Here is a 20,832-nt window from a genome sequence, read left to right on the forward strand (position 1 = left end):
TCATGATCAACGTGCTCGTCGCTGACGACGAACTGCCTGCCGTGGAGGAGCTCGCTTTCCTGCTGGGGCAAGATGCGCGCGTCGGCACTATCCATCGAGCCTCGTCCGGGGGCGAGGCCTTGCGGATTTTGGAACGGGAGTCCGTTGACGCCGTGTTTCTTGACATCCATATGCCGGCCCTTTCCGGTTTGGACATCGCCCGCGCCATCGCGCGCAGCAGCAGCCCGCCCGCCGTCGTGTTTGTCACCGCTGATGAAGACTGCGCGCTTGAAGCCTTCGACCTCGCGGCCATCGACTATCTCCTCAAGCCGCTCCGTGCCGAACGGCTGGCACGTTCCGTGGACCGGATCAGCGAGCTGATCAAGGACGGCGCTCCTGCTCCCGAAATGATCACGGTGGACCTGGGAAGCACCACCCGCATGATCCGTCGCGATGATGTCAGCTATGTGCAGGCGCAGGGCGATTACGCCAGGTTGCACACGGCCGAAGCCAGTTACCTGATCCGCGTCCCGCTCAGCGACCTGGAACAGAAGTGGGCCGAAGCCGGTTTCATCCGGATCCACCGCAGCTACCTGATTGCCTTGGACCATGTGGGCCATCTGAAGCTCTCTGCGACCGCCCCCAGCGTAAGGGTGGCCGGTGCGGAGCTGCCCATTAGCCGGCGCCACCTGCCATCGGTGCGGGACAAGCTGCAATCCACCCGCATCCGGCCACAAGGATGACGCGCGTTCGGGTCACGGCACCACGCCAATCAGCGAAACCAGTTCCCCTCCGTTTCCCCTACGGTGGCGAAGTCCCCGAGGATTCGGACGTGGGACGCGTTTTCGTCCGTTCCCTTATCCGCTCTCAGTTGCGGCTCGCCCTGGTGGTGGCGTGCGGCTTCCTGCTGATCCTTGCCGCGTTCGCCATGTTGCTGGTCTTCGGGCCAGGGGTGGCTGAGACCAGGATCCTGGGCATTCCGCTCGACTGGCTGTTGCTGGGGCTTGGGATCTATCCTGTGATCGGCCTGAGCGCCTGGCTCTACAATCGTGCGGCCGCCCGCAATGAAGCCCGATATCGGGACCTTGTGGAGGACAAGTGAACCCTGCGGTTGGCCTGGTCGCCTTTCTGGCAGTTTCGATCACGACGGCGGTCATCGGCTTCTATGGGCTGCGCATCTCACGCACAACGGGAGACTTCTACGTTGCCTCACGCACAGTCCCGCCGTGGTGGAATGCCTCAGCGATTGGCGGCGAATATCTGTCCGCCGCGAGCTTCCTCGGAGTCGCGGGACTGATCCTGCTATCCGGAACCGACGCCTTGTGGTTCCCTGTTGGATACACCGCGGGCTACCTCATGCTGTTGCTTTTCGTTGCCGCTCCCCTGCGGCGGTCCGGCGCGTACACCATCCCTGACTTCACGGAGGCGCGCCTGGATTCGAGGATGGTTCGGCGCGTCACGAGCTTGGTGGTGGTGGCCGTCGGTTGGCTGTACATCGTGCCCCAGCTTCATGGCGCTGCGCTCACCATCCGCATCACCACGGGACTGCCGTCGTGGGTAGGTTCGACGGCGGTGGTGCTGGTGGTGTGCGTCACGGTGGTAGCGGGTGGGATGCGGTCCATTACCTTCGTCCAGGCTTTCCAGTATTGGCTCAAGCTGACTGCGTTGGCCGTTCCTGTCATATTCGTGCTCCTGGTGCTTGCTGGAAACGACACCCCGCACCAAGCCCAACTTCCCGTCAATCCCACTGGTCAGCCGGCCACCAGCGCCTACCAGAACATTTCGCTCATGGTGGCACTGCTCTTCGGGACATTGGGCCTGCCGCACGTCCTGGTCCGGTTCTACACAAATCCCGACGGACAATCGGCACGGCGCACCACCCTGATCGTCCTTGGACTTCTCTCGGTCTTCTACCTCTTTCCCACGCTTTCCGGGGCGGTGGGCAGAATCTTCGCCCCGGAACTCGCGCAGTCCGGACAAGCCGATGCCCTGGTCCTGCTGTTGCCCGGCAAGCTCGTGGGAGGAACGGCCGGTGAACTCCTTTCCGCACTCGTAGTCGCCGGCGCCTTCGCCGCATTCCTGTCAACCACGTCCGGGCTGGTGGTTTCGCTCTCAGGTGTCATCAGCCAGGACCTCTTTGGAGGAAGCGTCCGTGGATTCCGCCTCGCAGCGCTGCTGGCCGCCGTCGTGCCTTTGGGTTTTGCTTTCACGACAGACACCCTTGCCTTGGCGGGGAGTGTTGGACTCGTCTTTGCCTTCACGGCCTCCACCATTTGTCCCGTGCTGCTGCTGGGAATCTGGTGGCGTGGGCTGACTGATGCCGGCGCAATTGCAGGGATGGTGACGGGTGCGCTGCTATGCGGCGGGGCAATGGTGATTGGCACTGTCATGGGCCAGGGCAACGCTCCTGCCTGGCTGGCCCAACCGGCTGCATGGACCGTACCCGCTGCTTTCGCAGTGACTGTGGCCGTCTCCGTCTGGACCAAGAACCGTGTGCCGGCTTCCGTGAACCGCGTGATGTCCCGCCTGCACGTTCCAGAACGGCCAGTGGCCACCGAACGCTAACAGACTGCAGGGGAACCGGCCGCCTGTTGTCCGCGCATAGGGCAAGGTGGACAATGACGCCATGTCCGAAGAACCGGGTACTGCCAACCCCGAACCGCCGGTGAATCCGACTGCCCCATCCCCGCCGGAGGCTGAGCAACCAGCGGTTTCCCTAAGCATCCGGGCCCAGTTGCTGGCCACCGAACACTGGAGCCTTCTTGCTTCAAGGAGCACCACCCAAGGTGAGGTCCTCACGCGCATCAGCATGTTCCTGACCTTCACGTCAGCCAGCCTGCTGAGTGTGGCCCTGGTGGGTCAGGCTACGCAATTCTCCGAAGCCTTCAGGGCATTCGCCCTGACCATCCTCACCATTGACCTTATGGTGGGGCTCCTCACCCACATACGCGTCATGAGCGTCGGGATGGAGGATCTGATGTACGTCATCGCCATGAACCGGTTGCGGGCCGCATATGTGGACCTGGACCCTGGCGTGGCGAGGTACCTTATGGCTGGATCCCACGACGACGAGGAAGGTTCGAAACGTACTTACTACTTCTTCGGCGGAAGGAAGGACTTCAGCCAGGTAGCTGGCAGCAGCATGGTATTCATGGCGACCGTAAACGCAGCCCTGATCGCCTTGTTGGTGGGCTCGGCACTGTTGGTTGCAGGACTGCCAGCCGTTGTCGCGGTGAGCGTTGCCGTAGTGGCAGCACTGGCTTTTTTCGTTACAGCGCTGGCCCGTGGAAGGCGCCGCTACCTCGATGCATGGAAGAACAACCCACCCATCTCTCCAACGCCACGGTAGTTTTCCGGACTTCCTAGTCGATGGCCGCCATCAGTTCAACCACACGGTCAAGGAATGCATCCACCTGGGCTTCTTCGTAGCCTTCATCCCCCTTGGCTGCGCGGAAGACTGCACGGCGAACCGTGTCCACGCTGAGGGCCTGATCGTGCTCCAGGTAACCGATGAGTTCGGCACAGAGTGCATCCACGTCCTGGACGTTGTAGCTGCGGACTTTCTTCTTGGCCGGGCGGCGGAATCGTTCGCCGTCGGGACGGTGCAGCCTTCCGCGAAGGATGCCGGAGAGCTTACCGATCTGCCGCAGCCAGGCTTCCTCACCCTTCTGGCTGATGAGATCGTCCCGTTCCCGCCGTGCGAAAGCGTCTTCAAGCCGATCCAACGCGGCGTCGACGCTGTTGGCGTCGTAGCCACCCTTCACCGGGTCAAAAGCTACATCCCGTACATCCGTGCTGGCCACTTGATCGGCGGCACCCACAGGGTTCTCGAAAGAAGTCCTGGCACGGCTAAGGAACGCATCCACTTGCTTGGCGTTGTAGCCATACTTGCTGCGATCAACGCGATCGAACGTTGCGGGAATCTGGCGACGAATATCCAAAGCCACTAATTTTCCTTCATCGGGTTGTCAGACGCCGCTCAGCAGCGCGAACAGAACATAGGCTACAGGGGCCGCGAAGACGATCGAGTCCAAACGGTCCATGACACCACCGTGGCCGGGAAGGATGCTGCTCATGTCCTTCACGCCAAGTTCGCGCTTGACCATGGACTCGGCGAGGTCTCCCGCCGTTGAAGCAGCAACCATGCCGGTAGCCAGCACCAGGCCAACCCACCACGGTTTGTCCAACATGAGGACACACGCGAGAACACCAATGATCATGGCTCCCGCGACAGAACCTGCAAATCCTTCCCAGGACTTTTTGGGACTGATTTTCGGTGCCATGGGGTGCCTCCCGAAGGAGGCGCCCACGATGTAACCGAACGTGTCATTCGATACGACCAGGAGCAGCATGGTGGCAATCTGCCAGGCTCCCCCTGGAATGCCGTCGGGCCATAAGCCCACTGGAGTCGCGCCACCGCTTGCATGCAGCGGGAGCGCTGCGAAGCTGATCAGGAACGGTACCCAGGCGAGAGTGAAGACACCCGCAAAAACGCTGCGGGGAGCCCCTGCTGCACTCTCGATGGAGCGCCACAGCAACACTGCGACGCAGCTTGCCGTCATGGTGAACAACAAGCCTTCCAAACCGCCAAAGTAGGCGGACACCGGCATCACCAGCGTGCCGATCATCACGGGGATGATCGGCATCCTGGTTCCTTGGGCCTCAAGGGCCCTGAAAACTTCCCAAACGCCCAGCACCGCAAACGATGTGGTGAGCAGGACGAATCCAAGCGGAAGGAACAGCAATCCCCCAAGAACGGCGAAAAGCATGGCAAGCCCGACGCCGATGGCAGCCGGAAGATTGCGGCCTGCCTTCGGCGTCGGGTTCCCCCGCAAACGCCTGAAGCGTTTGCTCGTATCGCGTGTCGGGACCCTCCCAGCGGGTGCCGGCTCTGCCTGGTTCATTAGACCTCGAGCAGCTCGGCTTCCTTGCGCTTGAGCAGTTCGTCAATGCTGTCGACATGCTGCTTGGTGATGGCGTCGAGTTCCTTCTCGCCCCGAGAACCTTCGTCCTCGCCGGCGTCGCCGTCCTTGACGAACTTATCGATCGCGTCCTTGGCCTTGCGGCGGATGCTGCGGATCGAAACCTTGGCGTCTTCACCCTTGCCCTTGACGATCTTCACGTATTCCTTGCGGCGCTCCTTGGTGAGCTCCGGGATGGTGACACGGATGATGTTGCCGTCGTTGGAGGGGTTGGCGCCAACTTCGGAGTCGCTCAAGGCTTTCTCGATGTCACGCAGTGCCGTCTTGTCGTACGGCGTGATGAGGATGGTCCGGGCGTCCGGAACTGCGAAGGATGCGAGCTGCTGCAGCGGGGTGGGTGTTCCGTAGTACTCCACGATCACCTTGTTGTAGAGCCCGGGGTTCGCCCGGCCCGTACGGATCGAGGCGAAATCTTCCTTGGCTACCTCAACCGCCTTGTCCATCTTCTCGCCGGCTTCGAGCAAGGTCTCTTCGATCACGGGTTTCTCCTCAGAAAATAGTCGCTGCCCAACTGCGGGCGGCAATGCACGTTACAGGAATGCACAGTAAAGATCCGCCACGAGGGGCGGACGGTCCTAGAAATATCCTAGCCGCTGCTAGGGAGTAACCAGGGTTCCCAACGTTTCACCCAGGATGGCGCGGGTAACGTTGCCCTCGCCCTCCATGCCAAAGACCACCATGGAGAGGTTGTTGTCCTTGCACATGGTCATGGCCGTCTGGTCCATGACACGGATGTCCCGGCGCAGGGCGTCGTCATAACTGAGGACATCAAGCTTTTCGGCGGAGGAATCCTTCTTGGGATCAGCGGTGTAGACGCCATCCACACCGCTCTTTGCCATTAGTACGACGTCGGCGTGGACTTCGAGCGCGCGCTGTGCAGCTACTGTGTCCGTGGAGAAGTACGGCAGGCCGGCTCCTGCACCGAAGATGACTACGCGGCCCTTTTCCATGTGGCGGATGGCCCGGCGCGGAATGTACGCCTCTGCCACCTGGCCCATGGTGATAGCGCTTTGGACGCGGGTTTCAACGCCCGCTTGCTCCAGGAAGTCCTGCAGCGCGAGGCAGTTCATGACCGTGCCAAGCATGCCCATGTAGTCCGCGCGGGAACGGTCCATGCCGCTCTGGGATAGTTCGGCTCCGCGGAAGAAGTTTCCACCGCCAACCACAATGGCTACTTCAACGTCAGGGACGGCAGCAGCGATCTGCTTGGCAATAGCGCGGACGGTTTCAGGATCGACGCCGAGCTTGCCTCCGCCGATGACCTCGCCGGAAAGTTTCAGAAGTACACGGCGGCGGGTCTTCTCGGGCTGGATTGCAGTATTGACGGTTTCCATGGTGCCTTCCCGTTGGTGGACTCTGGCTAGATTATCGTGCTGTGGGTCCGCGCAGATACTACCCGGACGGGTGCATGAAAAAGGGGCGGCCACCGAAGTGACCACCCCTTTTCATGAATTACTAGTTTCCGACGCGGAAACGGGATACTGCGGTTGCCTTGACGCCGGCTTCTTCGAGGACCTGTGCAACGGTCTTCTTGGAATCCTTGGCGAATGCCTGGTCAACCAGGACCTCACCCTTGTAGAAGCCCGTCACGCGGCCTTCGACAATCTTGGTGAGTGCAGCTTCCGGCTTGCCTTCAGCCTTGGCAGTCTCTTCAGCGATGCGGCGCTCGGACTCGACAAGTTCGGCCGGGACGTCTTCGCGGGTCAGGTAGTTCGGAGCCATGGCTGCCACGTGGACGGCGATGTCGTGTGCTGCGGTGGCAGCGGCTTCGCCTTCACCGTCAACAGCGAACAGGACGCCGACCTGTGCAGGAAGGTCCTTGGAGGTCTTGTGCAGGTAAGCGTCAACCGTGGTGCCCTCAACGCGGGAAATACGGCGGACAACAACCTTTTCGCCGAGGACAGCGCCCTCTTCGATGACGACCTCGGACAGCGGCTTGCCGTCCACCTCAGTGGCCAGCAGGGTTTCGAGGTCGGCAGCGCCGGACTCGACTGCAACGTTGAGGACCTTGTCAGCCAGCTGGATGAACTTGTCAGCCTTGGCGACGAAGTCGGTCTCGCAGTTGACCTCGATCATTACGCCCACGCCGCCGGTAACCGTGGCAGCAACCAGGCCCTCAGCGGTAGAGCGGCCTTCGCGCTTGGTAGCGCCCTTGAGGCCCTTGATACGGATGATCTCGATGGCCTTCTCGGCGTCACCGTTGGCCTCGTCAAGAGCCTTCTTGACGTCCATCATGCCGGCGCCGGTGCGCTCGCGCAGGGCCTTGATGTCAGCAGCAGTGTAGTTCGCCATGTGAACCCCTCTGTCTAGAAAGTTGTGTGTTTACGGACTGACAGGACGGCAGCCCACCGTGTGGGCCGCCATCCTGTCAGATGCCCCCGATGCCGTTTCCGGCCTTAGGGAAGGTCCAGATTTACTTGGCTTCTTCGGCTTCGCCAGCTGCAGCTTCAGGAGCCTCGGCAGCCTCGGCGGCCGGAGCTTCTTCAGTCTTGCTGCCTTCGAGGAGCTCGCGCTCCCATTCGGCCAGCGGCTCTTCCGGAGCCTCGGTGGTGCCGGTGGCGCGCTGGTTGCGGGCGATGAGGCCCTCAGCAACGGCGTCGGCAACAACGCGGGTGAGCAGGTTCACGGAGCGGATGGCGTCGTCGTTGCCCGGGATCGGGAAGTCAACTTCGTCCGGATCGCAGTTGGTGTCCAGGATGGCAACAACCGGGATGTTCAGCTTCTTGGCTTCGTCGACAGCAAGGTGTTCCTTCTTGGTGTCAACAACCCACAGAACAGAAGGAGCCTTGGTCAGGTTGCGGATACCACCGAGGTTGGACTCAAGCTTGGTGAGTTCGCGCTTGAGGAGCAAGAGCTCCTTCTTGGTGTAACCGGAGCCGGCGACGTCCTCGAAGTTGATCTCTTCGAGTTCCTTCATGCGCTGGATACGCTTGGCGACGGTCTGGAAGTTGGTGAGCATACCGCCCAACCAACGCTGGTTCACGTACGGCTGGCCAACGCGGGTAGCCTGCTCGGCAATTGCTTCCTGAGCCTGCTTCTTGGTGCCGACGAACAGGACGGTGCCGCCGTGGGCGACAGTAGCCTTGACGAACTCGTAGGCGCGGTCGATGTAGGACAGCGACTGCTGGAGGTCAATGATGTAGATGCCGTTGCGCTCCGTGAAGATGAAGCGCTTCATCTTCGGGTTCCAACGACGGGTCTGGTGTCCAAAGTGGACGCCGCTGTCAAGCAGCTGGCGCATAGTTACGACGGGCATGCCGGCGCTCCTTCCGGCAGGTCATTCATGAGAGAGCCCATGGGGCTGCTCTTACCCTGCCAATAGTTGACGGTTGTTTAGCCTTTGCCCGGACGGGCGCGGCTCCTGGCATCCATTGCACTTCTCATCCGGAGTGGGGCCGAAAGGCTCAACCGGACCGCAAGAGGCACAATCCTCCGCAGCCTAAAGCCAAGAGGCTTCGCTGGTGGAGGGCTGGATACGCGTAGTCAGCTCTGGACCCTCACATATCTGAATGAGACATGTTCCTGAATTAGCTTGAGGGCACAGCAAACTGCTCCACCAAGTGTACTACAGCGGCACCACTCGTTTGACCGCCCGAACGCGGATGTTGTCCACATAGGACAGGCCGGGGATGGCACGGCAGGACGGGAGCGGAAAGCCTTGGTACATGCCCGTTATGAAGCTCTCCATATCCACTCTTGTCCTCGCCGTGACCATGGCCGGAATCCCCGGGGCGACGCCGGCGGACGAGCGATGGAGCTGGCCCCTGTCCCCCAAACCCGCCGCCCTTCGGGCGTTCGACCCGCCGGACAAGCCGTGGCTAAGCGGACACAGGGGCGTGGACCTCGGGCCAGCGTTCGACGGCGCTCCGGTCACCGCGCCGTCCGATGGCGTGGTGACCTTTGCCGGCGTCGTGGTTGACCGTCCGGTCCTGACGATCGATCATGGCGGGGGCTTACGGAGCAGCTTTGAGCCGGTGACCAGTGATCTAAAGCCCGGAGATACCGTGCGCAAGGGCCAGGCAGTTGGCTCCCTGGCCCCCGGACACTGCAGCGCCACCGCTTGCCTACATTGGGGCGTCCGCCGTGGCGAGGATTACGTCAACCCTTTGGGATTCGTGGAGGACCTGAGGCCATCCATTCTGCTACCGCTGGAATAGCCGCGATGGAATAGACCGCATCGGAACAGGAGCCAGGCACCTACACGATGGCCGAGACTCCGGTGATAGCCCGTCCAGTCACCAGGGTGTTGATCTCGTGCGTGCCTTCGTAGGAGTAGATGGCCTCGGCATCGGAGAAGATCTTGGCCATTTCGTAGTCGGTGACAATGCCATTGCCGCCCAGGATTCCACGGCCAAGGGCAACACTTTCCCGCATGCGTGCGGTAGTGAACGCCTTCGCCAAGGCTGACTGCTCGTCCTTTGCAACCCCGGCATCCTCAAGTTGGGCCAAACGCACCATCATGCCCATTGATGCCACCGCATTACCCAGGATCTGAACCAACTGGTTCTGCACCAACTGGAAAGCCGCCAAGGGCCTGCCAAATTGCTGGCGCTCCACCGCGTAGGATCGGGCAACATCGAAGGCAGCGAGCTGAAGCCCCACGGCTTGCCAGGCGACGGCGAGCCGGGTCACCTTGAGGACCTTGTTGGTATCGCGGAAGCTATTGGCGTTGGCCAGCTTGAAGAAGTCCGGCACTACGACATCGTCCAGGATGATGTCCGCGTTCTGAACCGTACGCAGGGAGATCTTGTTCTCGATCTTGCTTGCCGAGTAGCCGTGCAGCGAGGTGTCCACGAGGAATGCCTTGACCTGGTTGTCCGCCACATCCTTGGCGTAGATGACCACCCAGTCGGAGAACGTGGCGTTGCCGATCCATCGCTTGGCTCCGTTGAGGATCCAGTGGTCCCCATCGCGCCGTGCGGTGGTCCGGGTACCACCGGCCACATCGGAACCACCCAGAGGCTCGGTCAAACCGAACGCACCGATCTTCTTCAGGGAGTAGATGTCCGGAAGCCAGGCATCCTTCTGGTCCTGGGAAGCAAGGGCTTCGATAGAGCCCGTGAACAGGCCATCATGCACGCCCATGAACGTGGCAATGGAAGCATCGGCGCGGGTCACTTCCGCATGGAGGATGCCAGCGAACAGGTTCGAATATCCCTGCCGCCGCACGGGGCTGACGAGGTCGATTTCCGCCAACTTGGGGATGAGCTCCATCGGAAACTCGGCGCGATTCCAGCAATCCACGGCAATAGGCTTGACCTCGCGAGCCAGGAACCCACGAACCTCGGCCAGGCGGTCTTGCTCCTTGCCCGTCAGCATCTGCTCAAAGGCGTAGAAGTCACCATCGGCATAAGGGAGATTATTGGCATCGAATGCAGCGTTGGACATATGCGCTCCTTCAAGGGTGGTCACCTGCGACCACGTCACGGCCCCGGAAGTTACCGGCGAGTAGTAAGTTACTGTTCAGTAACATACCGCAGTTCCGCGGTTCACTGCAACGGGGACAACCGATGAGTGCGGCGTTGAGGATCGTGGCGACATGCCGGCCGCCCTTCACGTGCCGGCAGCGGCGGCGGAAAACGCAAAAAGAGCCGTGGCTGACGTATGAAATGCCAACCACGGCTCCCGTGTAAAGGTAGGGCTACTCGGACTTGAACCGAGGACCTTAGGATTATGAGTCCCGCGCTCTAACCAGCTGAGCTATAGCCCCGTGACGCCCCTCCGGCCGCTAAGAAGCAGCAGTTGGGGCAAATGCACTCTAGCAATACTAATAGCTACTGAAGAGTGCTTTTGTCACACCACCATGTCCTCGTAGGAAGCCCCGCGGTAGAGGTCCTCAAATGTCTGGAGGGTGCCGTTGATGCTGTGCGGCTCTACCATCTCGCGGCTCACCTTGCCCATGGCATTCAGTTGGTCCTCGGGAAGCTCCACAAGCTTGGTGATCTTCGCTGCGAGCTCCGTGCTGTCGTTCGGTGTGAAGAGGTATCCGTTTTCGCCGTCGCGGACCAAGTGCGGGAGTGCCATGGCATTGGCCAACAGCACAGGAGTGGAAGCAGACATGGCTTCGAGCGTCACCAACGATTGAAGTTCTGCAGTGCCTGGCATGCAGAAAATGTCGGCCTTGATGTAGGCCTCGCGCAGTTCTTCATCGCTTGCCAGTCCAAGGAATTTCACCCGGTCCCCCAAGCCAAGCTTTGCCACCTGTGCTTCCAAGGCAGGGCGGACTTCCCCGCCGCCCACGATCTCGAGGTGGACGTTGAGTTCGCGCGGGGTCTTGGCGATGGCGTCGATCAGGACATTGACGTGTTTCTCTTCCGCAAGCCGTCCCGCGAAAAGAACCGTGGGATGGGCATGGGGTTCGATCGTCTCGCCCGGCTGCAGCTCATAGGCTGCGGAATCAATGCCATTGGACAGGGGCAGGACCTTACGGAGGAACGCGTGCTGGTGCATGGCCTTGGCCGCCAGCGGCGTGGGTGTCGTGACGACGTCGGCCTGGCCCATCACCTTGCCCATGTCCTTCCAGGAGATGCGCCCCACGATGTCCTTGAACCACTGCGGGAACGGAAGGAACGGGTTCAGGTTTTCAGGCATGAAGTGGTTGGTGGCAATAATTCTGATGCCACGCTTCACGGCCTCGTAGAGTACGTGCTCGCCAATCATGTAGTGGCTTTGGATGTGCACTACGTCCGGTTGGACTTTGTCGAACAGGAGACTGATTTCCTTCTTGATTTCCCAAGGGAAGCAGATGCGGAAGTATTCGTGCGTGAACACACTATGCGAGCGGAGGCGGTGGACGGTTGCCTCGTCACGGAACTCGGTGTAGCTCTTGCCCGTGTCCGGACGGCAAGCCAACACGTGCACGTTGTGTCCGCGCGCCGTCATTCCCTTGGCCAGGCGGTAGCCGAACTGCGCAGCACCGTTTACGTGCGGCGGGTAGGTGTCCGCCGCGATCAGGATGGTAAGGGGTTTGTTGGTGTCGGGAATGGTCACGTGGAGAACTCCTGATGGTCACGGTGCGGAACAGCCTTGAACGGGTCAATGCTGTGGTGTCGCCGGGTTGCCGGACCGCTGGGAAGCGGTGGCGCAAGTTAAGGCTTTGCCTAGGCCTTCCGGCTTGCAGCCGCCTTCGCGTCCTTCTTACGCTTGGTGACTTCCGGATGGTGCCGGCTCAAGGCAATAACCCCCACGATAGCAAGGGAAGCTGCAGCGGCCATGCTGATTGCCATCACAGGCTGGACATCGGGACGAAGCTCACCAAGGATAACGATGCCAATGGCGATGCCCACCATGGGGTCCACCACGGTCAGTCCGGCAATAACCAGATCCGGAGGGCCGCCTGAATACGCGCTCTGGACGAACCAGGAACCAAGGCCCCCGGCGGCCGCGATGGCAATGAGTGTGTACCACTGCACATTGAGCAGGAACAGGCCGTTGGGATCCAGCAGGTGCTTGCCGATGATCCGGGTCAGGACGGCAACGAAGCCAAACAGTACACCCGCTCCCAAGATGTATATGAAGGCGCTCATGCGGTGTTTGAACACCACCGCAAGAGTGCCGAAAAGCCCCACGGCCAGGGCCAGGAGAAGCACGATTGTCAGTTCGTCTTCAGCGTTAACGTGATGGTTTTCCTGCGTGACGTTAACTGCCAGGAGTACGAACAAAGCGGATCCGGTGACGCAGGCGGTAATGGCAACCACGGTGGCGCGGTTGATGCTCAGGCCTTGGTCCTTGGCGTTGACCACGGTGGTAATGACCAGTGCGATCGCTCCAATGGGCTGCACCACGGTCAGGGGTGCCGATACGAGGGCGATCGCGTTCATCACCATGCCAAGGCACAACAGCAAAAGCCCAAGCATCCATCGTGGATTGCGCAGAAGCCGCAGGAACCCGTTGGAGCTCAGGGCCAGGCCGCCGGTATCGGCCTTTACCGCGCTTCCCTGGCGTTGGGCCCCGATGGCAAGGAAAAAGGCGCCAAGTACGGCAAGGAAAACCGCCAGCCACACCATCAGCCGTGTCCGCCGTCGTTGGCCCGCAGTTCTTTGCCTTTACGCAGGATGGCCCAGTAGTAGTTGTAGGCCGCAATCCAGTGGCCCAGCAGGCCGAGGCCGAGGAAGACCCAAGCTGCGGCGAAGTAAGCGTCGGTGTGTGAAACGGGCAATTTGGAAAGTACCAGCAACGGCGTGCCCACCAGCAGGAGCCCTGTGCGGATCTTGCCGATGATGCTGACAGGAAGGTCCGGATGGCTGCGGAAGTAGATCAGCGAGGCAATCGCAAGAATGGCGTCAGGCACAACAAGCGCGGCCAGATACCACCACTGCACGACGCCGGCGATCGCCAACGTGATCGCAACGGCTATGAGCGCGGCCCGGTCCGCCATGGGGTCCAGGATCCTGCCCAACTTGGACGTTTGGTTGTAGCGGCGGGCGATATAACCGTCCACCCAGTCCGTGCTGCCCATAATGACCAGGACGAGGACGGCGAAGCCATATTCCTTCTGCCACAGGACCAACCACACAAAGAGCGGGACGCCCATGAAGCGCAGAACCGTGAGCACATTGGGAACAGTAAAGACGAGGTCGTGGTCCACCTGGGGACGGTCCGGATGCGAACCAGCACCGATGAACCTCATGGTGTCCCCCTTTCCTCTTCTCCAGTGTGTGCGGTACCGCGGCAGGCTGCTACTTCTTCAGCAGCTTCCGCAGGGCAACCACGAACACCACAGCCGCGGCGGCGAAAGCAACGAGGTCCTTCCATCGGGAAGCAAGGCGACCGGTGAGGTCCTCGGGAACGGCCTCGCCAAGGTCAGCGAACTTCGCGGAAGCAAAGTCCTTTCCCTCCTGGAGTTTCATGGTGGCTGTTCCCAGCAAAGCCTGGCCCTGCTTTTTGACGTCCAACTGCTGGCCAAGTTCATCGCGCACGCCGGTGAGGTGTTCGCGCCGTTTGTTCAGGCGCAGGCGGAGTTCCGCCTCTGTGGGCGCCTTGGCGGCATCCGCTTCCTTGGCAGCTTCCTTTGCAGCCTTTTCTGCCTTCGCCTTCTCGGCGGCAGCTTCCTTGGCGGCTTTCTCCGCCTTGGCAGCGGGCGAATTGGGATCGAGGATCGATTCATCGAAGGCCGAGCCTTCCTTCGCAATTCCCAGATCGTGCTTGAGCCCGCGGATGGTGTCTTCAGGGATCAAAGGCATGGCCTTCTTGAACTTGGCGACCCCGATCAAGGCTCCGAGCGCGACGATCACGAGAAAGACCGCTGCAACGATCAACGCTGCAAGCCAGCCCGGCATGATGGTAGCCAAACCAAGAATCGCGGCCACCACCAGCGCGATCACCAGGAGCGCCATGAAAACAAGGGCTACGCCAAAGAACGCACCGGCCACCCCAACCTGGGTGGCCTTGCGCTTGAGTTCCACCTTGGCAAGGGCGATCTCATCGTTGAGTTGCCTGGGAGCCAAACGGGTAACGAGCTTGAGGGTCTTCGGCAAAGTACGGATGGCTGGTCGCGTGCTGGTCCGGCCGGTGTGACGTCCACTCATTGGGTTCCGCCTAACTGCTTCCTCTGGGCATCGTGTCGGGCGAACGCGGCCGGAAAAAGATCGCCGCGGGCACCTGTCCTCAAAACTATCATTCAGGTTCCGGCTCAACTTTCGCCGATGCCACCGCGGCGCGCCTGACGTAGCTGCATAAATATGATGTGACGGCCATAGGATAGATGATCGTGACCAATCCCATTGCTCCGGGCGATTCCCTGAGCCGACGCGAAAAGCTTGTCTACATTGTCCTTCTCGGTGCCCTGACTGCCCTGGGGCCCTTCACGGTGGATCTCTACCTTCCTGCGTTCCCTGCATTGGAGGAGAGTTTTGGCGTTTCAGCCACGGCGATCCAGCTGACGCTGACCGGCACCACCGTTGGGTTTGGCCTTGGACAGTTGGTGGTTGGTCCCTTCAGCGACAAGTTTGGCCGTCGCCTGCCCTTGATCCTCGCCACCGCCCTGCATATCGGATCATCGTTGGGCGCTGCGTTGGCTCCGGACATCGGGTTCCTGTCCCTGTTCCGTGTGCTCATGGGTATCGGCGCAGCGGGTGGGGGCGTCGTCGCGATGGCCATGGTCCGGGACCTGTTCCACGGCTATTCGATGGTCCGCATGTTCTCCCGGATGTCCTTGGTCAACGGGCTGGCCCCGATCCTGGCCCCAATCATCGGTTCGCAGCTGCTGCTGGTGTTCCCGTGGCCCGGCATCTTCTACTTTCTGGCCTGCTACGGCACGTTGGTGATACTGGCCGCGATCTTCTTTATTCGCGAAACCCTGCCGGCGGAACGGCGCGGAAAATCCACAGTCACGGTGCGGCAGCGGTACAAGACCGTATTGACGGACCGGATATTCGTGGGCATGTTGATGGTAGGCAGCCTCAACTTCGGTGGTTTGTTCGCCTACCTCTCCGCCTCCACCTTCCTTTTCCAGAACATCTATGATTTCTCTCCCCAGGAATACGGCCTCCTCTTCGGCGTCAATTCGCTGGGTATCGTGGCGGGCGTCCAGATCAGCTCAAGGTTGATCCGGCGCGTGGCTCCCCAGTGGATCGTGGCCGGAGCCACGGTGTTCATGCTGCTTATGGCGGCCCTGATTATCGTGCTCGATCTCCTGCACGTGGGTCTCTGGGGCATCCTGATTCCGCTGTGGTTCTACATTTGCGCTACGGGCTTCCTGTTCCCCTGCGTCCAAGTCCTCTCCTTGGCGAACCATGGAGCCCAGGCGGGGACGGCGGCATCGCTCCTGGGCGCAGCACAATTCATGATGGCGGGCATCGTCCCCCCTGTTGTGGGCTGGCTGGGTGTCGATTCTGCGGTACCCATGGGCGCGGTCCAGGCTGTCTGCATCACCGGAGCGATCGCCGCACTGTGGCTCGTGGTCCGGCCCCGGACTGTCCCGTCAATTCATTAGTGACTGTCCCGTCAATCCACTAGTACGGCTTTCCCCAGAACTGGACCATAGGCTGTGACCATGACCAAGAAACCGCACCGCAACGGTAGGGGCCTTTTCCTCGGGGCCGTGCTTGGCGCCGTCGTCGGGGCGCTGTTGGGCCGCCTGGCCGGGAGTGCACTATTCGGGGCGATACTTGGCGCCGTCATTGGAGCGGCCCTGCTGTACCGGGTGAACCCTGGCCCCTGGAATAGAGACTAAAGTCCCCGTGTAAGCCCTCCCCTTAGGCCGCCTGGCAGGGCAGAATGGTGGCCAGCCGGGGGTTTCCCCCGCTTCGCCGGTGAAGGGGACATCACATGAGTGCGGCTGTCGGATATACGGGCACTGTTTACGGCCTGGCGGCCATCCGGCGGCTGCCCCTGACTTTGGGACTCGTGCTGTTCCTTTGGGTTGTCGGCGCAGTTACGGGGAGCCTTATCGCCGGACCCAACGAGGCACTCCTGGAGCAGGTCGGGCTGGGTTTGGCGCTGGATGCGGGGCCGGGTTGGTCCATCTTCACATCATCTTTCTTTGCCTCATCCTTACTGGACTATCTGGCATGCAGCGTTTTGATCCTGGTCGGCGTGGGTATCGCCGAGCGAACCATGGGTCCATGGCTGGCGCTGGCAGCATTTATCTTTGGTTCTGCCCTGAGCGCCTTGGTGCTGATGGGGCTGGTTGCTTTTGGAACGGACAACAGCGACCAATGGCTGAGTTTTCTTGGTGGCGAGTACGTTGTGGGCGCCTACGGTGGTGCCGCCGCTGCGTTGGGATGTTCGACGGCGGCACTGGAGGCACTCTGGCGTCGTCGCCTCCGGACATGGTTGCTGGCCGCCACGCTGATGTTCGCGTTGTTTGTAGGCGTCGCACAAACACTCCAGGCCCTTGCCGGCGCTGTCATCGGCATTCTGGCCGGTTGGGCCGTCCAAACCCTGGTGCTGCGGCGGCGTGCGGGCTCCCTTCATTCCTCGAGCCTTCGTGAGACCCGGTTCCTTGTGGGCACCGTAGTTGGTGTGTTCGCCCTGGGGCCATTGCTCACGCAGTTGACGGGCACGTTGGAGGTCGGGCCGCTTTCTGTGGTTTCCGAGGTGATGCTGCAGGCAAGCCCCAGCGTGGACGAAGTGAAGGAAGCCTGCGACAACGACAAGAGCTGCGTCACGTTGCAGAGCGTTGTGGGCGTGCAGAGTTTCGGCGCCACCATCCTCACAGTTATCCCGGTGCTGTTGCTGCTTGTCTGTGCTGAGGGACTGCGCCGGGGTCGCCGCCTCGCTTACAGACTGACCCTGGTCATCCAGCTCTACCTGGCGTTCGTGACGAGCGTGGCAATCCTGCAGTACGTGACGGATCCGGAAGTGACACTGGGCAATGACGACGTCGGTTACCTCCTGCTCTATGCCGTTCCCGCCATCCTGGCGCCGCTGATCATCGCGGCCCTGCTGCTGGTCAACCGCCACAAATTCCGGGTGGAATCCAGCGACGCCGGATATCGCGTCCTGGGCCGGACAACCCTCATCATGGCTGCTGTGGCGGCGGCGCTCTACGTGGTCTTCTGGTTTGTAGAGGGCAACCCGAACCGCTCATCCTTGTGGGACCTCGCAGGCCAACTGACCCATATCCTGGTGCCCTTCCCCGTTCCGTTCGTCGTTGAACTGCCGCAGGGATTGCTGAGCACTGTTCTTTACGGACTGGGCGGGGACGTCATCTGGCTCTGCATCCTTGTGATGGTCCTGAACAACTTCCAGCGGTTCCGGACGCTGGCAAAAGACCCTGCCGCGGACCTGGGACACACCCGAGAATTGCTCCACGACGGCGGGGGGACCTTGTCCTGGATGGCACTGTGGGACAACAACCAATACTGGTTCACGCCCGACAGGAGGGCTGGCCTCGCCTACCAGGTGCACAACGGAGTGGCCCTGACGGTGGCGGGTCCATTCGGGGCCCGCCAGCACCACACCGAGGCTGCGACAGGCTTCCTGGCCCATTGCGCGGCACTGGGCCTCACACCGTGCTTCTACTCGGCCACGTCGGAGCTTGACGAGGCTCTCCTCCCCCGCGGCTTCCGCAAACTGGAGGTGGCGGAAGAAACCCTGCTGAACATCCAGGCCATGACGTTCAAAGGCAAGGAATGGCAGAACGTCCGGACCGCTCTGAACAGGGCTGAGAAGCTGTCCATCAAAGACCACTGGTACCACTACGCGGAGATGCCACCGGGAATCCGTGCACAACTTGCCGAGATCTCGGAAGAGTGGGTGGCGGACAAGGCCCTGCCCGAGATGGGGTTCACCTTGGGCGGACTCGATGAACTGAAGGATCCCGAAGTCATGTGTTGCGTGGCGGTGGACGACGATGGCCTGGTCCATGGGGTCACAAGCTGGCTGCCGGTCTTTACCGACGGCGTGGTGTCGGGGTGGACCTTGGACTTCATGCGCCGCCGGACAACTGGTTTCAAAGGGGTCATGGAATTCCTGATCGCCTCTGCCGTGACGCACTTCAAGGACGACGTTCCCCACATCTCGTTGTCAGGCTCCCCGCTGGCCAACACAGGGGCCGCGACGGACGACGGTGACCACAGTGCCTTGGATCGGGTTCTGGCAATGCTGGGCAATGCACTGGAACCCATGTACGGCTTCAAGTCCCTGGCAGCCTTCAAATCTCGGTTCCAGCCCGAGCACCGCACTCTGTACATGTATTACCGGGACCCACTGGCCCTGCCATCGATAGGCCTTGCTGTTGGCTTGGCGTACTTGCCGGGGTTGTCCCGGGCACAGAGCGCAGGATTGCTACGGCAAATGGTTGCCCGGGAACCCGCCGCATGACCGCGGGACAGACACAACAGTCATGAAAGGGCTCCTGGAAATCGAAATCAGCGGCCCGGTGGTCATGACGATAGCCGTGGTCATCGGCGTCGGGCTTTTCCTGTTGCTGTTCCTCAGGCCGTCTTCGCGCTGGGTCATCACCGCGGTGGTTGGCATTGTGGTCACAGCAGCGCTCGGTTGGTTTACGGTCTGGATTGTGGAGGATGTCCTGGACGTCTTCCACGTGGGCCTGACACCTCGCGTGTGGTTCTGGGTGATCACCGGCTTCGCTGCCCTTGGACTGGCCGTGGTTAGTTTTCGCCACAGTCCCCGGTGGCGGAAAGTGGTGGCGGCGATATCGATTCCTGTGTTCCTCCTGGTCACTGCGCTGGGCGTCAACATGGAGTTCGGGCTCAACAGGACCCTGGGCTCAGCGCTGGGGATCTCCACTGAGGAAGCCATCCGACTGAGCAAGCCGGACCCGGACGCTCCCATCCCTTCCGGGCCCCTCTGGCAGAACTGGAAACCGCCAGCCAACATGCCAACAAAGGGCGAGGTAGGAACGCAGGTCATTCCAGCCACCGCCTCGGGTTTCAACGCCCGCCCTGCCGGGATCTACCTGCCGCCGGCTGCCTTGACGGAGAACCCACCCCGTTTGCCCCTGTTCGTCCTCATGATGGGCCAGCCCGGCCTCCCTGACCCCCAGTACGTTTCGGCCGCGTTGGACGAATTTGCTGCGAAGAACAACGGCTTGGCGCCCATCGCGATCGTGGCCGACCAGATCGGACCGGATCAAGACGACACTCTGTGCCTGGACACAGCCAAGTACGGAAACGTGGAGACGTACATCAACGTTGACGTGGTGAACTGGGCCAAGGCGAACCTGAACATCCTCCCGGACCGCGACCATTGGACGATCGCCGGATACTCCAACGGCGGGCAGTGCGCCATCTCCTTTGCGCTCAAATACCCGAAGATGTGGGGCAACGTGGTGGATATCTCCGGCGAGGAGTTTCCCGGGGCGGAGGACCCTGCAGGCAACTTGGCGGAGATCTTTAGCGGCAACCAGGCGGCCTATGACGCACAGAAGCCCATCAACATCATGAAAGGTAAGCAATTTCCAGACACCACTGCCGTTTTCACCGTGGGCTCGGATGATGTGACCTATGTTGCAGCTGCGAAGGCTGTCTCCGCAGCTGCAAAAGCTTCGAGAATGACGGTGTCCTATTACGAGGTGCCAAACGGCGGGCATGTAGGCATCGCCTTGAACGCCGGACTGACCAAGGGCTTCGAGGTGCTGTATCCGAGGCTTGGTTTGTCCGGCTAGGCAGGCCCTGTTGCCGGCCCGTCCCCGGCGATAAAGTTGAGATGTGCCACATTGGCAAGAGCTGCAGCCGCTTCCGGCACCTTGGCAGCGACGGGATGAACGCATCCTGCCGCTGTGGTGGGACCGCTTGTGCTCTGTGACCAGTCCCCAGTCTGCGGCACTCTATGCGGCAGGCCTTTTCACGGATGATCGCCGCCGGCCCATCGCCCAGTGGTACAACCCCGAAGCGGACGCCGCGTTGCTGGTTGCCCCGGAAACCTCACCCGAGTGGCCTGTCCAGCGGTTTGGAATCTTCTATGCGCCTCCGGCCGGAGGTTTCACGCGCGTTTACTCCGCCCCCCATGAATGGCATCCGCGCGAACCGCGGACACCCCCCACCGAACAGGAAGCCTTCCTGGCAGCCGTGGCCGAAGCCGCACGGTTCCTCCAGGTGGAGATGGATTTCGTGTAAAAAAGTGGACCCCGCACCAGTACGAAACCGGTGTGGGGTCCTTGCGCTCCTCCGACTGGACTTGAACCAGTAACCCTTCGATTAACAGTCGAATGCTCTGCCAATTGAGCTACGGAGGAATGAAGCGGTTATGACTTTAGCAAAGGTTTTATGCGAATGCTAATCGGGCGGATATACCCCTAGTGGGTATAAAAATACCCCCGTTCCGAAACACCGGAACGGGGGTATTGTGCGCTCCTCCGACTGGACTTGAACCAGTAACCCTTCGATTAACAGTCGAATGCTCTGCCAATTGAGCTACGGAGGAATGAAGCGGTTACTAGCTTAACAGGGCCCCGCCGGAAAAC

21 protein-coding genes and 3 tRNA genes are annotated in these 20,832 nt (G+C 61.1%); 10 read left to right on the forward strand and 14 right to left on the reverse strand.

The features are described 5' to 3' along the window. The first annotated feature begins 2 nt into the window (after nucleotides 1-2). The 4 genes from KSW38_RS12945 to KSW38_RS12960 all read left to right on the forward strand — a co-directional run bounded on the left by KSW38_RS12945 (nucleotide 3) and on the right by KSW38_RS12960 (nucleotide 3,328). A complete protein-coding gene (locus tag KSW38_RS12945; RefSeq protein WP_216925329.1) occupies nucleotides 3-722 on the forward strand; it encodes a LytR/AlgR family response regulator transcription factor in 720 nt (239 codons plus the stop codon). Then, a complete protein-coding gene (locus KSW38_RS12950) occupies nucleotides 719-1,081 on the forward strand; it encodes a DUF485 domain-containing protein (protein ID WP_216925330.1) in 363 nt (120 codons plus the stop codon). The genes KSW38_RS12945 and KSW38_RS12950 overlap by 4 nt, the downstream gene beginning before the upstream one ends. Further along, nucleotides 1,078-2,544 carry a sodium/solute symporter gene (locus KSW38_RS12955; protein WP_216925331.1) on the forward strand — a complete coding sequence of 489 codons (1,467 nt, stop codon included), beginning with the start codon at nucleotides 1,078-1,080 and terminating at the stop codon, nucleotides 2,542-2,544. The genes KSW38_RS12950 and KSW38_RS12955 overlap by 4 nt, the downstream gene beginning before the upstream one ends. Nucleotides 2,545-2,605: 61 nt before the next feature. Next, a complete protein-coding gene (locus KSW38_RS12960) occupies nucleotides 2,606-3,328 on the forward strand; it encodes a hypothetical protein (protein ID WP_216925332.1) in 723 nt (240 codons plus the stop codon). Nucleotides 3,329-3,341: 13 nt separating this feature from the next. Here KSW38_RS12960 and KSW38_RS12965 read toward each other — a convergent pair whose 3' ends face one another. The 6 genes from KSW38_RS12965 to rpsB all read right to left on the reverse strand — a co-directional run bounded on the left by KSW38_RS12965 (nucleotide 3,342) and on the right by rpsB (nucleotide 8,217). Further along, entirely contained in the window at nucleotides 3,342-3,926 is a 585-nt protein-coding gene (locus KSW38_RS12965; protein WP_216925333.1) for a DivIVA domain-containing protein, read from the reverse strand. Nucleotides 3,927-3,947: 21 nt separating this feature from the next. Then, complete coding sequence (locus KSW38_RS12970) at nucleotides 3,948-4,883, reverse strand: phosphatidate cytidylyltransferase (protein ID WP_216925334.1); 936 nt, start codon at nucleotides 4,881-4,883, stop codon at nucleotides 3,948-3,950. Beyond that, nucleotides 4,883-5,440 (reverse strand): ribosome recycling factor, encoded by a 558-nt coding sequence (frr, locus tag KSW38_RS12975; RefSeq protein ID WP_216925335.1) that lies wholly within the window; start codon nucleotides 5,438-5,440, stop codon nucleotides 4,883-4,885. Before frr ends, KSW38_RS12970 begins: the two co-directional genes overlap by 1 nt. 117 nt (nucleotides 5,441-5,557) lie before the next feature. After that, complete coding sequence (gene pyrH / locus KSW38_RS12980; protein WP_216925336.1) at nucleotides 5,558-6,295, reverse strand: UMP kinase; 738 nt, start codon at nucleotides 6,293-6,295, stop codon at nucleotides 5,558-5,560. Between the two features lie 121 nt (nucleotides 6,296-6,416). Beyond that, nucleotides 6,417-7,253: a translation elongation factor Ts gene (gene tsf / locus KSW38_RS12985; RefSeq protein ID WP_216925337.1), complete on the reverse strand. Its 837-nt coding sequence runs from the start codon at nucleotides 7,251-7,253 to the stop codon at nucleotides 6,417-6,419. Nucleotides 7,254-7,374: 121 nt separating this feature from the next. Further along, nucleotides 7,375-8,217 (reverse strand): 30S ribosomal protein S2, encoded by an 843-nt coding sequence (gene rpsB / locus KSW38_RS12990; protein WP_216925338.1) that lies wholly within the window; start codon nucleotides 8,215-8,217, stop codon nucleotides 7,375-7,377. 409 nt (nucleotides 8,218-8,626) lie between these two features. Between rpsB and KSW38_RS12995 the strand changes: the two genes are divergently transcribed. Beyond that, on the forward strand, nucleotides 8,627-9,118 hold the full coding sequence (locus tag KSW38_RS12995; protein ID WP_216925339.1) for a M23 family metallopeptidase: 492 nt from the start codon (nucleotides 8,627-8,629) through the stop codon (nucleotides 9,116-9,118). 40 nt (nucleotides 9,119-9,158) lie between these two features. Here KSW38_RS12995 and KSW38_RS13000 read toward each other — a convergent pair whose 3' ends face one another. The 6 genes from KSW38_RS13000 to KSW38_RS13025 all read right to left on the reverse strand — a co-directional run bounded on the left by KSW38_RS13000 (nucleotide 9,159) and on the right by KSW38_RS13025 (nucleotide 14,488). Beyond that, nucleotides 9,159-10,349, reverse strand: a complete 1,191-nt coding sequence (locus KSW38_RS13000) for an acyl-CoA dehydrogenase family protein (RefSeq protein WP_216925340.1) — start codon at nucleotides 10,347-10,349, stop codon at nucleotides 9,159-9,161. A 248-nt stretch (nucleotides 10,350-10,597) separates the two neighbouring features. Beyond that, nucleotides 10,598-10,671 (reverse strand) — tRNA-Ile (locus KSW38_RS13005). Between the two features lie 83 nt (nucleotides 10,672-10,754). Then, a complete protein-coding gene (locus KSW38_RS13010) occupies nucleotides 10,755-11,951 on the reverse strand; it encodes a glycosyltransferase (RefSeq protein WP_216925341.1) in 1,197 nt (398 codons plus the stop codon). Between the two features lie 110 nt (nucleotides 11,952-12,061). After that, complete coding sequence (locus tag KSW38_RS13015) at nucleotides 12,062-12,967, reverse strand: DMT family transporter (protein WP_216925342.1); 906 nt, start codon at nucleotides 12,965-12,967, stop codon at nucleotides 12,062-12,064. Further along, nucleotides 12,967-13,590, reverse strand: a complete 624-nt coding sequence (locus KSW38_RS13020) for a CDP-alcohol phosphatidyltransferase family protein (RefSeq protein WP_216925343.1) — start codon at nucleotides 13,588-13,590, stop codon at nucleotides 12,967-12,969. The genes KSW38_RS13015 and KSW38_RS13020 overlap by 1 nt, the downstream gene beginning before the upstream one ends. A 49-nt stretch (nucleotides 13,591-13,639) precedes the next feature. Continuing rightward, nucleotides 13,640-14,488, reverse strand: coding sequence for a phage holin family protein (locus tag KSW38_RS13025; protein ID WP_216925344.1), 849 nt, complete (start codon nucleotides 14,486-14,488; stop codon nucleotides 13,640-13,642). A gap of 176 nt (nucleotides 14,489-14,664) precedes the next feature. Here KSW38_RS13025 and KSW38_RS13030 point away from each other — a divergent pair, with 176 nt between their 5' ends. The 5 genes from KSW38_RS13030 (at nucleotide 14,665) to KSW38_RS13050 (ending at nucleotide 20,485) form a co-directional block, all read left to right on the forward strand. Next, nucleotides 14,665-15,894, forward strand: a complete 1,230-nt coding sequence (locus KSW38_RS13030) for a multidrug effflux MFS transporter (RefSeq protein WP_216925345.1) — start codon at nucleotides 14,665-14,667, stop codon at nucleotides 15,892-15,894. A gap of 60 nt (nucleotides 15,895-15,954) precedes the next feature. After that, nucleotides 15,955-16,134 carry a YMGG-like glycine zipper-containing protein gene (locus tag KSW38_RS13035; protein WP_216925346.1) on the forward strand — a complete coding sequence of 60 codons (180 nt, stop codon included), beginning with the start codon at nucleotides 15,955-15,957 and terminating at the stop codon, nucleotides 16,132-16,134. Between the two features lie 95 nt (nucleotides 16,135-16,229). Then, nucleotides 16,230-18,728, forward strand: a complete 2,499-nt coding sequence (locus KSW38_RS13040) for a bifunctional lysylphosphatidylglycerol flippase/synthetase MprF (protein ID WP_216925347.1) — start codon at nucleotides 16,230-16,232, stop codon at nucleotides 18,726-18,728. A 22-nt stretch (nucleotides 18,729-18,750) separates the two neighbouring features. Beyond that, complete coding sequence (locus KSW38_RS13045; RefSeq protein ID WP_216925348.1) at nucleotides 18,751-20,034, forward strand: alpha/beta hydrolase; 1,284 nt, start codon at nucleotides 18,751-18,753, stop codon at nucleotides 20,032-20,034. Nucleotides 20,035-20,077: 43 nt separating this feature from the next. After that, a complete protein-coding gene (locus KSW38_RS13050; RefSeq protein WP_216925349.1) occupies nucleotides 20,078-20,485 on the forward strand; it encodes a hypothetical protein in 408 nt (135 codons plus the stop codon). Between the two features lie 46 nt (nucleotides 20,486-20,531). Here the strand turns inward: KSW38_RS13050 and KSW38_RS13055 are convergent. Further along, nucleotides 20,532-20,604 (reverse strand) — tRNA-Asn (locus KSW38_RS13055). A 115-nt stretch (nucleotides 20,605-20,719) separates the two neighbouring features. Continuing rightward, nucleotides 20,720-20,792 (reverse strand) — tRNA-Asn (locus KSW38_RS13060). Nucleotides 20,793-20,832: the final 40 nt, after the last annotated feature.

The sequence above is a fragment of the Paenarthrobacter aromaticivorans genome (assembly GCF_019038615.1).
Taxonomy (GTDB): domain Bacteria; phylum Actinomycetota; class Actinomycetes; order Actinomycetales; family Micrococcaceae; genus Arthrobacter; species Arthrobacter aromaticivorans.

Excerpts from the sequence above, each read along its gene's own strand:
- KSW38_RS12945 (WP_216925329.1), top strand. The coding sequence starts at position 3 with ATGATCAACGTGCTCGTCGCTGACGACGAACTGCCTGCCGTGGAGGAG.
- KSW38_RS12950 (WP_216925330.1), top strand. The coding sequence starts at position 719 with ATGACGCGCGTTCGGGTCACGGCACCACGCCAATCAGCGAAACCAGTT.
- KSW38_RS12960 (WP_216925332.1), top strand. The coding sequence starts at position 2,606 with ATGTCCGAAGAACCGGGTACTGCCAACCCCGAACCGCCGGTGAATCCG.
- KSW38_RS12970 (WP_216925334.1), bottom strand. The coding sequence starts at position 4,883 with ATGAACCAGGCAGAGCCGGCACCCGCTGGGAGGGTCCCGACACGCGAT.
- pyrH (WP_216925336.1), bottom strand. The coding sequence starts at position 6,295 with ATGGAAACCGTCAATACTGCAATCCAGCCCGAGAAGACCCGCCGCCGT.
- tsf (WP_216925337.1), bottom strand. The coding sequence starts at position 7,253 with ATGGCGAACTACACTGCTGCTGACATCAAGGCCCTGCGCGAGCGCACC.
- rpsB (WP_216925338.1), bottom strand. The coding sequence starts at position 8,217 with ATGCCCGTCGTAACTATGCGCCAGCTGCTTGACAGCGGCGTCCACTTT.
- KSW38_RS12995 (WP_216925339.1), top strand. The coding sequence starts at position 8,627 with ATGCCCGTTATGAAGCTCTCCATATCCACTCTTGTCCTCGCCGTGACC.
- KSW38_RS13000 (WP_216925340.1), bottom strand. The coding sequence starts at position 10,349 with ATGTCCAACGCTGCATTCGATGCCAATAATCTCCCTTATGCCGATGGT.
- KSW38_RS13015 (WP_216925342.1), bottom strand. The coding sequence starts at position 12,967 with ATGGTGTGGCTGGCGGTTTTCCTTGCCGTACTTGGCGCCTTTTTCCTT.
- KSW38_RS13020 (WP_216925343.1), bottom strand. The coding sequence starts at position 13,590 with ATGAGGTTCATCGGTGCTGGTTCGCATCCGGACCGTCCCCAGGTGGAC.
- KSW38_RS13025 (WP_216925344.1), bottom strand. The coding sequence starts at position 14,488 with ATGAGTGGACGTCACACCGGCCGGACCAGCACGCGACCAGCCATCCGT.
- KSW38_RS13030 (WP_216925345.1), top strand. The coding sequence starts at position 14,665 with ATGATCGTGACCAATCCCATTGCTCCGGGCGATTCCCTGAGCCGACGC.
- KSW38_RS13035 (WP_216925346.1), top strand. The coding sequence starts at position 15,955 with ATGACCAAGAAACCGCACCGCAACGGTAGGGGCCTTTTCCTCGGGGCC.
- KSW38_RS13040 (WP_216925347.1), top strand. The coding sequence starts at position 16,230 with ATGAGTGCGGCTGTCGGATATACGGGCACTGTTTACGGCCTGGCGGCC.
- KSW38_RS13045 (WP_216925348.1), top strand. The coding sequence starts at position 18,751 with ATGAAAGGGCTCCTGGAAATCGAAATCAGCGGCCCGGTGGTCATGACG.